Source organism: Natronococcus sp. A-GB7, assembly GCF_029688865.1.
Classification (GTDB): domain Archaea; phylum Halobacteriota; class Halobacteria; order Halobacteriales; family Natrialbaceae; genus Natronococcus.
Window position 1 is genome coordinate 1 of sequence record NZ_JARUKV010000040.1, and the last position, 13,433, is coordinate 13,433.

General features: G+C 53.2%; 7 protein-coding genes. 4 read left to right on the plus strand and 3 right to left on the minus strand.

The features are described from left to right. Nucleotides 1–296 precede the first annotated feature (296 nt). Nucleotides 297–3,608 carry a DNA methyltransferase gene (locus QA609_RS22815; protein WP_343233821.1) on the plus strand — a complete coding sequence of 1,104 codons (3,312 nt, stop codon included), beginning with the start codon at nucleotides 297–299 and terminating at the stop codon, nucleotides 3,606–3,608. A gap of 18 nt (nucleotides 3,609–3,626) precedes the next feature. Here QA609_RS22815 and QA609_RS22820 read toward each other — a convergent pair whose 3' ends face one another. Both QA609_RS22820 and QA609_RS22825 read right to left on the minus strand, forming a co-directional pair. Continuing rightward, nucleotides 3,627–7,442 (minus strand): helicase-related protein, encoded by a 3,816-nt coding sequence (locus tag QA609_RS22820; RefSeq protein ID WP_278304922.1) that lies wholly within the window; start codon nucleotides 7,440–7,442, stop codon nucleotides 3,627–3,629. Nucleotides 7,443–7,639: 197 nt separating this feature from the next. Continuing rightward, the gene (locus QA609_RS22825) at nucleotides 7,640–8,404 is read right to left on the minus strand and encodes a recombinase family protein (RefSeq protein WP_278304923.1); all 765 of its coding nucleotides are present in this window, start codon (nucleotides 8,402–8,404) and stop codon (nucleotides 7,640–7,642) included. A 264-nt stretch (nucleotides 8,405–8,668) separates the two neighbouring features. On the opposite strand from QA609_RS22825, the gene QA609_RS22830 reads away from it, so the two are divergent. From QA609_RS22830 to QA609_RS22840, 3 genes are all read left to right on the plus strand, one after another. Continuing rightward, entirely contained in the window at nucleotides 8,669–9,367 is a 699-nt protein-coding gene (locus QA609_RS22830; RefSeq protein WP_278304924.1) for a hypothetical protein, read from the plus strand. Between the two features lie 34 nt (nucleotides 9,368–9,401). Then, nucleotides 9,402–9,632, plus strand: a complete 231-nt coding sequence (locus tag QA609_RS22835) for a hypothetical protein (protein WP_278304925.1) — start codon at nucleotides 9,402–9,404, stop codon at nucleotides 9,630–9,632. 276 nt (nucleotides 9,633–9,908) lie between these two features. Then, nucleotides 9,909–11,294, plus strand: coding sequence for a hypothetical protein (locus QA609_RS22840; RefSeq protein ID WP_278304926.1), 1,386 nt, complete (start codon nucleotides 9,909–9,911; stop codon nucleotides 11,292–11,294). Between the two features lie 243 nt (nucleotides 11,295–11,537). Here QA609_RS22840 and QA609_RS22845 read toward each other — a convergent pair whose 3' ends face one another. Further along, complete coding sequence (locus QA609_RS22845; protein ID WP_278304927.1) at nucleotides 11,538–13,217, minus strand: hypothetical protein; 1,680 nt, start codon at nucleotides 13,215–13,217, stop codon at nucleotides 11,538–11,540. Between the last annotated feature and the right edge of the window lie 216 nt (nucleotides 13,218–13,433).

Sequence of the window (13,433 nt, forward strand, 5' to 3'; positions counted from 1 at the left end):
ATTGGGACTCGCTCAACGATATTGCCGCCTCATTCGAGGAATTGGGACTGAGGCGACGTCCAAATGTCGGTAAGGAGAGCGAAATCGTTTTACAACTGTCTGACACTGAGTTTATAAAGTTAGTTGAAGCCGATTCGGATGAATCGGCATCCGAGCACAAACCGGAGGGAAATTGGTATCAGAGGACGAACTTTGTCGCCACTAACGACTACGAGGAATTTACCTTCTTAACCTACGACCGAGACCGCCAGCATGGGCGTCAAAAGTATCGAAAGCTCTCGTTCACGAAAGAACAGATGACGAGCGAAAGCGGGGAGAAGTACACCATTCTGCAGAAGCTCAACCGATTCGAGTATGGTTCTGTCGATGCACTTCGAGAACTCTACGACACCAAGAAAATTGTCGAAGACTTCTACGAGGAGTTTGAGGAACTGCGCACTGACCTCGTCAACGAAGTCACTGGCATCCCGAACGACCGAGAGGACGTCAAGGAGAGGTACGTACAGGTCATCTTTGACCGTCTGATCTTCCTCTACTTCATCCAAGAGAAGCGGCTCCTTGACACGAACTCAGACTACCTCCACGAGAAGCCGACAGAAGTGTCAGGAGAGGACGGCGACCACTATGAGGAGTTCTACAAACCGCTGTTCTTCGATTACCTCGCAGAGGACAAGGATAACGTTGAGGACTTTGGCGACCTGCCCTACCTAAACGGGGGACTGTTCTCAAAGAGCCCCGTCGAGGAGGAGTTCGGGGACGCACGACTCGGTGACGAATCCGAGCGGACGAACGAACTCTTCGAGGAGATTCTGGACTTCCTCTCTAACTGGAACTGGAACGTCGCTGAACACCTAGACATCGCTGATCCGAAGAACCTCTCCCCGGCAATCTTGGGCCATATCTTCGAGCGGACGGTCAATCAGAAGGAGATGGGGGCATACTATACTCCAGAGGAGATCACGAGCCACATGGCGGAGCAGACCATCCACCCGAATCTGCTTGACCGGCTCAACGAACTGGTCGATGCTGAGTACGATGAGATCGACGAGGTGTTTTCACTCTCCGAGATTGAGATGGGCGAGGATGGCGAGGTTGCGGTCGCTGACGGGGGCATGACGCGACAGGCTCCAGTCACTGAGGTCGACACCGACCATGTTGAGACCCTCTACCACGATATACTGAAAGAGACGAGGGTGCTTGACCCAGCCGTCGGGAGCGGTGCATTCCTACTCGCTGCCCAAGAGGTGCTTCTCGACATCTACATTCACTGCATCGAATATTTCCAGCAGCTCTTCGCAGAGGGAAAAGTAGGTGAACTGAGCGGAGATACCCGTGACGAAATAGAAGCAATCAGGGACAGCGAAGGCAACGAGACGCTGTACGCCAAGCGGGAGATCATCCTCAACAACCTCTACGGCGTCGACATCGACGAGGGAGCGGTTGAGATCTGCAAGCTCCGACTCTGGCTCTCAATGGTGGCCGACATCGAGGGGGAGCCCGATGATGTCGAACCGCTGCCGAACATCGACTTCAATATCCGCTCCGGCGACTCGCTCATCGGCTTCGAGAGTACGGAGGTCGCAGTTGACGGTCAGAAGCTTCTCATCACCGAACGTCTGAAGGAAGACCTCGAAGAGTACCGAGACAACATTGAGGTATACAAGTCCGCCGAGAAGGACATCTCGGAACTCCGAGGCGAACTTGATAACCTCCACGACGAGATGCAGGGGCAACTGAACGAGTGGTTTGCCGATTTGCCTGATGTCACGGTTGAGGACGACATCTCAGAAGCTGAAGACCTCCGCAATATCATCTCCGCTTCAAACGCGAGCGTCAAGCTCAAACTGAAGTTTGCCGACCCAATCGACGAAGATCTCGACTGTCGGTTGGACGACCTAGGCTTCCGTACGTGGAAGAAGGCGGCCAATATCGAACTGGAGAACAATGATGTGGTAGCCGGTAAGCCGGAGCAGATCTTCGAGAAAATACCCAAGGACAAGTTGACTCGCTCCTTCGTCGAACGCGGTCTGCTCAAGGAAGACATTGACCAACTGGATCCCTTCCACTGGGTGATGGAGTTCCCGAACGCGTACGCGGACGACTCTGATGGGTTCGACGTTGTCTTGGAAAACCCGCCGTACGTGCGCATCGAGACGATTGACGAGTTGAAACGCGACCTCTACAAGGATCTTAACCAGACGGCAGCGGGCAGATGCGACCTCTACGTTCCGTTCATCGAACGTTCCTACGACTTGCTCACCAATTCCGGCCGCATCTCCATCATCACCTCGAACCAGTTTATGGTCACGGATTACGGGAAAGAATTGAGGGCATACTTGCCCGAAGAGGTTGGGCTCTACAGTCTCTACGACTTCAACAGCTACTCGGCCTTCGACGGCCTGACGATTTACAGTACCATCCTCATCGGAGGAAGCACCCCGTCAGACACCATTCAGTGCGTTTCAGTCCGGTCGCAAGAAGCTGTCTCCACGCTGCTCTCTAACGGATTCTGCGATTTTGACCACGATGATCTTGCCACGTTCGACCTCCCGACCGAGCTTCTCGGTGAAGACGAATGGACGATTCTCGCAGAGGACGAACGTGCCGCAAGGGCGAAAATAGAGGCCCGATGTGACCAGCGGCTCGGTTCCGACGAAAGTCGGTGTACGATCGGCAGCCCACTCAAGACGGGACAGGACACTACGCTCAGAGCGGAGATCATTGATAACGATGATGAGGAGTACACGGTTGAAAATCGGAGAATCAACGGGCAGGTTGAGAAGGGAATCTGGAAGAGAATGATCATCCCCGACGATGTCGAACGGTGGGTGAACCCCAATCCACAGGATGCCATTTTCTTCCCCTATGAGGAGGAGAACGGAAGCTACTCGTTAATCGACGAATCCACCTTCGAGGAACAGTATCCGAAGACCTACCAGAAGCTATCCGACCACAGGGAGAAACTGGAGTCAAGAAAGGACTCCCGCCGAACGTGGAAAGAACTTGGTCGGCCGTGGTACTCACTCGCCCGTGAGGGTGGCCCGGAATACTTCGAACGGGATAAGATTGTGACCGACTCCATCGTGGACGAACCCCGCTTCTGCATCGATACGGAGGGGCACCTCTTCGCGTCTGGTGGGGCGGCAACCAAGGGCATTACTCCTCACGGAATTGATATCTACTATCTCGTGGGGTATCTGAATTCATCGGCCATCTACTCCTACATCCTTCCTGTAGCACCCCCGAAAAGCGGCGGTTTCATTTCGATCGACGTCGAGGTCATCGAAGACATTCCGTTCTACGATGCGGATATTGACACCCAGCTCTGCTCCGAAATCGGGGAAGCAATCGACGGATTCGAAACCTACAGCGACCTCTATGAGGTTCTTGAGTCGGATGGGGTAGGAGCAATTGTACCGGGTTCCGAACCGGAGAACAAGGCCGCCGCCAACCTCCTTCGAGAAGTGAGTCGTGTCTTGGTTGAGGACAACGACGACCTCAGCAAGGAGGAGCAAGAGACGCTGGAGAAAATAAACGATTTCCTCGCGTACGAGATCTTCGGTCTTTCGCCAAGTGAACAGGAGGCACTTGATCGAATCGGGATTTGACTTCGACCGAGCAGCGGCTCACCTCGTGAGAACTCCCCAACAGATAATCTCCGCTTTCACCGCACTCTCGCTGACGAGCGTCGCCTGATACTCTGTGGAGGCCTCGATGTTCTCTTCGATAAACGCATCAAGCTTCCCGAGGAACTCCTCTGCTGGCCATTCGGCAAGTTTGTCGTAGCGGTCGCTGTGGCGGAAGGTGTCTCGAAGAACCCGATCCTCGTCAGTGCCCGCGAGCCCGACCATTATGAGTTGCTTTCGGAGATTCTCTCCCCACTCCGCAAACGTGTCGTACTCGTCGCTCGGTGCCGGAGAATCCTCCCCGTTCGGGATAATATCGTGGGTCAGATGAGACAGAATCATTTCCTGCTCAACAGAGAAGTCTTCGCCTTGATCGATCATCGCTCCCACCTGTCCACCTCGGACGTTCTCCAGTCTGTCATTGAGCCGGTTTTCAATCTCACCGCGGCTTGACAGAACTCTGTCCGAAGCATCGGCAAGAGGCTCTCCATCGGTATCTGGATCGATACCGAGGTATCGAACTGATCGCTCATTCACCTCTCCGTTAAATGGTTTATAGTACAGGGCCCGTCTGACTCGCCCGAGTGGAGCATCTTCCATCTCGCTCTCGTCCTCAAACCATAGGTGAGCGAGCGCGAACACGCCTCGACGTGGCCCGGTGTCGTGGGCGACCGCATTCGTGTAAATGAGGTCGCGTCCGTCCGGCGGATCGTCGAAGTAGTCCTCAGCGAAGGTGAAGTCGTCCGCATCAAGACCATACTCCTCATTCAGCTCCAATTTGAGGCGGTACCGCTTGAGTGCGTCACTCTCGTTGCTGCCTGCATTCTGAAGCAGCGGGTTCTTCGAGGTATCGTCCAGTTCATTGTAGTCGTCGACCGCCCGCGACTCGCGAAGTGACTGCTCGATTTCCTCAACCTCAAGCTCTCCAATTGTTTTCTCGGTCTCAACGCCTGCACGGTCAAGGACTGCGTTCTCATTTGGATCAAGAATGTTGTTCTCTTTACCGACGATGAGCGAGATGTCATCAATCTTCGCTTGCAGACGCTCAAGAAGTTTGATCGCGGCCTCGATGTCCTCGTCCGGAAAGAAATTGTGGACGTGCTTCTCAGCCGTTGACCCGATACGATCGATACGACCTACTCGCTGGACGATCCGCATGGGATTCCACGGCAAATCATAGTTAACCGCAACGTGTACGTCCTGCAGGTTGACACCCTCACTAAGCGTGTCCGTGGCAACGACATACTGGAGTTCGTTTTCATCACTCTCGTTGAGCGTCTGCTGATATCCGGACGCGTCCGGCGCGAACCGCTTGATGATGTCCTGCTTTTTTTCGTCGCCACCCTTCACCACCGCACTGTTCGTCTCGGTAAGCGGTGAGTTCGGATTTTCGATAAGAGTACGGTAAACGTAGTCAGCAGTTGCTCGGAACTGTGTGAAGACGAGTACCTTCTCGTTATGATCGGTCATCACCTCGGCAAGACGGTCGATTTTCGGGTCACGAAACTCCCGAAGTGCGAAGACGGCCTCGTAGAAGTCCAACGTGGCTTCGTCGGCGTCCGAGAGGTCAGAACTTGGATAAATGAGTGGATTACGCTCGTTCTCAGGTACATCCGGCAGAACTGACGCACCCTTATCAACAAGCCACTGCTCCAACTCCACCTCGGCATCAGCGACGGCCCCGGCGTCCTCAGCAACGCGACTGACGAATCGCGAGAGGAAGTACGCCAGCAGCGTCAAGTCCTCGCGGATATAGGTCTTCACCTCTCCGACGGACACGTCGACCAGTTCGAGGTCACCGTCCCCATCACGGTCGCCCTTAACTGCCCCGGTGTCGAAGCCGAACTCTTCAAGTGTCCGCTCCAGTTCCTCGGCGGCATCTTCACCCTGAACGAAGTCTCCGATGGTAGTGTTAGCGTCATTGTCTTTCATCTCTCTCAGTACGTTGATGTTTTCGTCATCGGGGAACTGGCCAAGGAACCCAAGGAGGCTCCGCTCGCTTTCGTGGAGAGTCTGAATGGACTGGACGAATGCGTACGTTGAGGACTCCAATCGCTTCAATAGATTGAGTTTGTAGAGCGCCTTCAGCGTCTCGCCAGCCTTCGGATTCCGGATAGTAATGTGCGGAAGGTGTAAGGCATCCATCACGTCGGGGAGCATCCGGTAGATCGGTTGGTAGGCCCGCGGGAGTTCGTATCGTTCCTTGTGGAGAGTAGGAGGCTTGAAACTCATCTCAAAGTCTTCGTCCTCCTTGATGGTCTCTTTGACATGCTTTCGCGTCCGCAACACCATCACTTCGTTCAGGATCTCGGAAATTTCCTCAGCGTGCTGCTGGAGTTGGTTGGTCAGCTCACGCTCCTCTTCTTCACTTGCTTCCTCTTTGTCGGCAGCGATTCGCTTTCGACGGGCAGACTTCTCGGTGTATTGCTCGAAGGCGTCGAAATCTAGCGAGGCTTTGTTCATCAACTCCTCCGCACTGGTAAACAGGCTGATCAGGTGTTCAAGGTCTTCGGCGGAGTTGTTTATCGGCGTCGCTGTCAACATTATCATCGTCTTGTCGCGCAACAGGCGAAGATTAGCGTGCCGACGTGTTCCGCTGTAATCGTCGTCGTGAGACGGATTTGCCTTCCACCTTCCGTGATTGCGGAAACGGTGGGCTTCATCAATAAGAAGGACATCGAAGGCATCCTTCAACTCCAGTACTTCGTCGTGAGAGAGCCGCTGGAACTTGCTAATGCTCATCACGTCAAGGTGGGTACCGTCTACCTCTAAGCCGAAGTACGGGTCGCCACTTTCGTCGGTATCGTCCTGCAGGAGTCCCGCCCACTGCTCCGTGAGGTTTGCCGGCACGATGAGCAGACATCGATCGCCGCGCTGGCGATAGTCATAGAGAAGTTCGCCCCCAATAAACGATTTTCCGAGACCGACCGAGTCGGAAATAATACAACCGCTGTACTTCGAGAGCTTCTCCTTGGCACTCTCATAGCCGATAGTCTGGAAGTAGTAAAGGGGACTGTCGCGGATACCGACGTTGCCGTTTAATTCGTCGTAGGCGAGGAGTTTGTACATTTCGAACGGTTCAAGGTACGTTCCAAGTTCATTTTCGGCGTCCTTCTCTTCGGTAGATTCTCCCACCTGTTCTTGTTGCTTCTGCCACTCTTGATATCGGCCACTGTTCTCAATTACTTTGACTATATTTTCGCTAAACTTGTCGGCATTAGCCCACTGATTGTCGTACCAGTCTTCGAACGCTTTGGCGTCGCCACGCTCCTGACTGGTAAGGTTGAGTTCGATGTTGTTCCGCTGACCGCTCTGTGAGAAATTAGAGGATCCAACAATAGTAGCAGCTGGGCGGCGGTCAACATCACCTTCTCTAGCACTTGGATCATCAACTGCTCCACGGAAGCACGCTCCCTTGGCGTGGAAATAGCCCTGTTCAGGGTCTCGTACACGGACATCGACTAAGCCGTTCGCAATGAAATCGCGTAGCCGGTCGAGCCGTTCAATCTGAGCGTTGTTTAATTCTTCAATGTCCGCTTCAAGCTCTTCTTGGAACTGTTCTTGGAGGGTTTGTCCTTCCGAAATTTCGTCTGCGGTTCGGCGGTCGGTTTTGCGCCCCATTAGTATTCGCAACGGGGCGTGATCCATTTCGTCTGGGTCGCGCAGGTTGTCCAGTTCGTCCTTGATTAGGTCGAACCCAGAGAGGTAGAAGTAGCCGGTCGCAATGCGTATTTCTTCGCACTGCGGGATGATGTCTCCATACACGTCTTCGAGTGTACCGTCAGCGTTGTCGACGAGTGGATCTAGCGCAAGCATCAGATGTGTGATGGTTTTAGGGGCATTCAGTATAATACTTCGGCTATATGATGGAAAAAGTACGAAGGCTCTTACCGACTTTCTGCAGAATATTCATCAACCACTCCATAACCTCACTCTCCAGTTTGCTATTCTTCCTCAAGGAACTCGTCATCTAGTTTGCTCACATCTGACCGGATTTCATTAAGCCGGAGCAATCAGTCCTCTGGTGTTGGATTTCGACCAACCGGCGCCGTCTGGACCGACTCGAGTGCAGCATGCACGGCATCGTTGTCAGCCGTCGCCTCGAGATACCACTTTCGCCGCTCGGAGTCCTGGTAGATATTTGAGAGCGACTGTCGGGTAATCGGGAGTCCTTCAGCGACAGACCGATACGACTCACCGTCATCGATCCGCTCGAGCGCATCCCGGAGTTCAAGGTATCCCGTATCACCCACGTTATGGTCTGGATCAATGATCGGCTGGAGGTATCCCTCGTCATCGCGACGGAAGCCAGCCGGGACTTGACCTAACCATTTACCCTGCCGTTGTGCACGGCGCTGTCCAGCTTCGATCCGTCGAATAAGTGTGCGGCGCTCTTGCTGATAGACCATACCGATGATATCAGCAACGAATCGGCCAGTGCCGTCAGGAGTGACTTTCTCGACACTCCCATCTGTGATCACAACTGTCGTCTCGGTGTCTTCGCAGACATCGAAGAATCGCTGAAGTGTCGCACCTTTCCTCGAGAGACGACTGATCTCCCAGCAAATGATATGCGTATACTCGCCGGCCTCAATCGCCTCAAGTAACTCGGTAAACTGCTCACGATCATCACTTGCACCGGATTGACCGAGATCGACATAGCGATCGACATCTGCGAGATCAATGTCGTTCTCCCGTATCCATTCATCAATGCTCTCTCGTTGGTGGATGTCTGTTTGGTCGTCTGTACTCGCTCGAATGTAGGTTGCGTAGTTCATCTCGTTTTCACCGCCTCTCACTCAGTTTGGATACTTAAAATACAGGACTTGCTTACATCCTGTAAGCAGACAAGTGTCCGCTTACAGGGGCTTGAAACTACTCGTCAGTTCGAATCTCCGGCTATTGCTCACGAACGCCATCAGGTATACACGTCGCGCGAGCGCGCTGAATCTCCAGCCACTCGAGTTCGAACTGTTCGCGTTCGGCGTTGGTATGCAGTGGCCGTCTCATCTGTCCGCTTCCCCGAAGCGACAGCTCTCGCGATGGCCGACGACGTCCCGACCGATCGACTCGAGTGCCTCACGGCCACAGCAGCGACAGCGGTAGTACCGTTTGCCGGTCGGCTCGCCGTACTTATCGAACTCCGGGAAGGGACCTTCCCACGGATCGCTCTCGCTGTCTTCGAGAATCCTAGCATCGTCCGCAGCCTCGCGAACAGTGAGTCCGCCGTCAGTCGCGATCGCCTGCTCGCTCGAAGCTTCATTGGCAGCGTCGTTAACGCTCGAGACGTGCTCACCAAGGCTTGGGTCGACATCAACACAATCAGTGGTCGGAATTTCGCGGTAGCCCGTTGCGAACTCGACTCGACGACGGTGCTTGCAGCGAGGACGATCTTGTCTCCGGTCATCCCAGCATTCGCACTCCCCGAGCAGCGTATTGATGGCGTAGCTATTCCCACTCTCGCTGACGACCTCGTATTCGCCCGGATTCCCACGGACATCACCCTGGTCCTCGAGCACAGTGAGATACTGTTCCAAGGCGCGGCAGTCGCGTTCATCAAGTTCGGTGTCGGTGCTTTCTTGACTTCGGGTAGCGTTTTTGCTCATTGCTGTTTCCTACAGCACTTCGGCGGGCGTCTCCAGCGCCCGTCGGGAACTATTCCCGATCAGTGCCTACTCTATTCTATGCACTGGTGCCTATTAATAGTATGCACTAATGCAAAGCTATGCCTGGGTGCATAGTTTTAGTATGCGGGGACGCATAGGTTGATGTAGAATGGCAATAGAGACGGGGTCGATGGGACGCTACCGGGCAATCATGACAGATACAGACCGAGAGCACATAACTGGTGAGAGCAAGCCGGAGCAACACCAGCAAGATCAGGCAGTCTATCGGGTGCGAAAGCGGATCAGAGAGGAGCTGCCGAAAGATATCGAGGTATTACGAGAAGAGAGACCCGACGTCCTCGAGGAGCTTCAAGAGGTCGTCTGTGAAGAAAGAGTGTGAGGGAAACACTTACCGGGTCTCAAGATAATCGATGAAGCAGTCAGGTCGCGATACCGAATCACGGCGTCGTGACTATGCGAGTAGTAACGTCCGGGGGTGGCAGCCCCCGAAGTGTGCGTCCACGAACCACAACGCGGACAACGGAGTTCGAATGAACTTGGCCGACGACGTGATGTCGTCTACTTGGTCCTTGAACGGGCCGAGTAAAAGACTTTTCGTCGGCGGTCGCTGTCTGCAGTGTGGATTTGGGCGCGTTAACCCACCCAAACCACAGAAATGACGAACGCGCGAACGACGTCAACCGACGAATCGAACACGAATAAACCCACTTCAAGCAAAACTACGGATCGGATCGACTGGAGCGTCCCGAAGAAGCCATGGGACGATTTTCAGGATCATCTCACTCGGAACCGAACGAGCGTCGGGGCCTACGAACGGCCGGAGCTCGAGCGAGCAATGATCGAGTACGCTGACCTCGACGATTCACCAGAGTCGATTGTCGATCGGCTTGTCCGAGCTGCCGGCCGGCGGCCGAAAGATATTGAGGACAGCGATCCGGTGACCGGCGACTCGCTGGCGAATAAGGAACGAGTGAGAGTGCAGAAGGTTGTCGATGCTGACGTCGCAAATGGGTTCCGAGCGAAGGTAGAACAGAGCGACGACACATACGGTGTCGAACTCGGTCGGGCACTTCAGAAGTATCTCGAGGACGATCGTCAGTCCCGTCTCAACCGAAAACTTGACCGGATTGTCGACGACGCTGAAGGCCTACTCTCGACCCTGGCCGATTCTGACGGTGATGGTCTCTCAAGTGTTGAGCGGACAACGGTCGCGATTGTAACCGAACTCCCTGACGTATTCGATGGCGAGACGCTCGAAGAGGCGATCTGTAAACACGCCGGACACAGTGATAACCCGGCCAAACAGACTATCGAAGAATACCGTGAGCGTGTAATCAGCCACCTTGGCGACGACGTCAAGCGCTACGACGATGAGGACGGCACCACAGAGTACCTCCCGCCGAAAGTCTGGAGACAGAAGATCGTCGGCGACGTGATCGACGCTCTCGGAGGCGATCGCTCTCTCAACACTGCACCAGCATTTGACCGCTCCGACGCCTGCCGTGCACTCAATGCAGCTGGAATCGAGATCTCCGAAGAGAACCGCGAACAGGTTAACGAGTTCGTCGAGCAGCTGATTGATCGCCTCGAGTTCGAGTACGACGAGAACGCTGACGCATTCCGCGCACCAGAGGACATCAGTAGTGAGAACGACCTCGAGAAGAAATCGGGAGCCGGATCTTCGCTCGAAACAGCAGATTATGAGGATCTCCAACAGGACAGCGGCGACATCGAAAGCGAGGATAAACCCGAGACACCGATCGAGGAAACCAAATGGTTCTCCGAAACCGTCAAGTCGATCGTTAAAGCAGATCGAAACCTCGTTGCTCTCTGGGAGTCGATGGACGTTGAATATGCTCGCGAGTCGATCGCGGATCAGATTGCCGATGCTCGATCGGATGCGAGCACGGAGAGTATTGCTCCCGAAGAGATCGATGCCGTGGTCGATGAAATCGGACTAACACTCGAGGAATACGCAAAAACGACTCGAGCAAGCGATGGGAGACAAGTAGCTACTGACGGCGGATTAATGAACGAATAGTCACCCAGTCGAACGGGGTCGAGATTTGGACCGATAGAGAATTCTATAAGCGGTGTGTTCGAGGATTTACTCTTCTTCGATCAGTATCAGCTACATTTTTCAATAGCTGTGTTACGTACAGGACAAAGAGGTAACAGGACGTCGATCCATCCCACTAATTGCTGTCAAGAGCACCGTGCTGGATATAGAGGTTGAGTCTTGCACCACGACGATGGACAAATCGCAATGAGCCTGTCAACCCTGTCATGCCTGTATACCATCGGTCAGAACATCATAGAACACGTCCTTTTCATTCTCGATCCATTGATACAACTCTAAGTCGGTAAGGAACCGCACCCCTCGCTTTTCCAAGTACGACGGTGTGAAATTCGATACTACGAGCATCTCAAATTCACCATCAACCCATTCATCTGGGACTCGAATCCGCTCACGATCGTACTTATCGCGGGACACCTGATGGGAAATCTCAGCACCGGCATCTAATTCACGCCAAGCCTCCACCTTATCCGGGAATGGCTTCCCACCACGATCGGTTCCTTCCTTGAAAATTTTCTCGTTGAACGCCTGATCAACGTTCTTAATCCCTTTCTGCGATTGCATATTGAGTTTCGGAAGCATGAACTTCGATTCAACGAAAAACACGGTTCCGTCCTTCCTGAAAATCGTATCAATCTCTTTGCCACTCTGTTTCGAAGTTTTACAGCTGTGATATGCGTCACATGTCGTTTCTGCTAAAAATTCGTATACGTACCGCTCAAATTCCTCACCGCGCCTTTCGGTCAATGCGGCAAGAGCACTCGTGCTTTTTTCTAAGTTACCGTTTTCGAGGAACGGGAACAACTGCATTTTGACTAACTGAGAGAACTGATCCGGGTATACGACGCGCTTATGAGGGACCTTCTGAGTCCTACGACCACCCCTGACATCCATCGCTTTCGTCCCGGATATCTTGAAAAACAACGGATGAGCATCTGTGTTTTCCGGGCTGAGCGTGATTGAGGGCTTAACATCTTCCCATGAATTCCCGAACACTCCTTTACCGATGTCATCGAACTTGTGTTCGGGAACACCAACTGCACGAAAATCGCCCGGTTCAGCTTCTGCGATTGTCGATTGGACTGCCTCAGACATTTTATCAAGCAGCTTTTCCAAGTCAAATATCGTTACTGAATCCGGGAAATCGGTAGTGAACGCTTCACCCACAGTCTCGTCAAGTGCTGATGTGAATCCGAGGCTCACCTGAAATCCGTACCAGTGATCAGCCCAGTCTCGGACACTATCTATCTCGTTTTTCTCTGGTCGGTCGAACGACCGGAAAATCACCTCCTTCAGCATGAAATCTTCTCGTATTTCCTCCCTTGCTCCGATGTTCGCTCTCAGACAGCGTTCTGAACAAAGCCAGTATTCAGAATGGGGGAACAGAAAATTCGCAAAGAAATCTTTCCACGATCCGTGAATTGGAGTCAGCTCGATTGGAATACAGAAATCCTCTTGGACTTGGTTCAGGACCGTTATTAGCCCAGTTGCATCGTTGAGAAATGCTTCCACTCTCTCATCGAGTTCTTCCTGTACGTGTGCGTTTCGCGGATCGAAGTGGTTATTAAATCGATTCGCATTCTCGTATACTGCTTTGATTATTGGGAGTGAATGGAAGAATTTCGTCACCGACAGTCGGTTGTCGGTGATCATGCCGGCAGCTCCCTTGTTGAGTTCGAATGTCAGTGTTCCAATTACGCAGAATGTACCGTATTCCTCTAAAAGGAGGAGCAAATCATCGTGATTGAGGTACTGGTCTTGTATTTCCGAGGCTTGCTGTTTGATCCAGTCTGAATCAGCGACGGGGAGTTGGAGGCACTTTGGGCAGTAGAGGCCGTCTTTTTCCTCGTGGTAGATGAGTGTTTGTTCGCAGTCGGGGCACGGCATTGGTTGTTTTCTGTATGTGGCTACTTGCTTATGATGTTAGGGTTTGATATGGTGTTAGCGCTGCAGGGCTGGCAAATTATCACGTGGGTTTAGTCCACGGCAAGACAACACAAATCAATCCGTTCAGAATGGCTACCTATTCTATAGATACGCCGCGGGGCATAGAGCATTACCATGCAGGAGACCCACTGTATATTCAGCACGACTCTACCAACG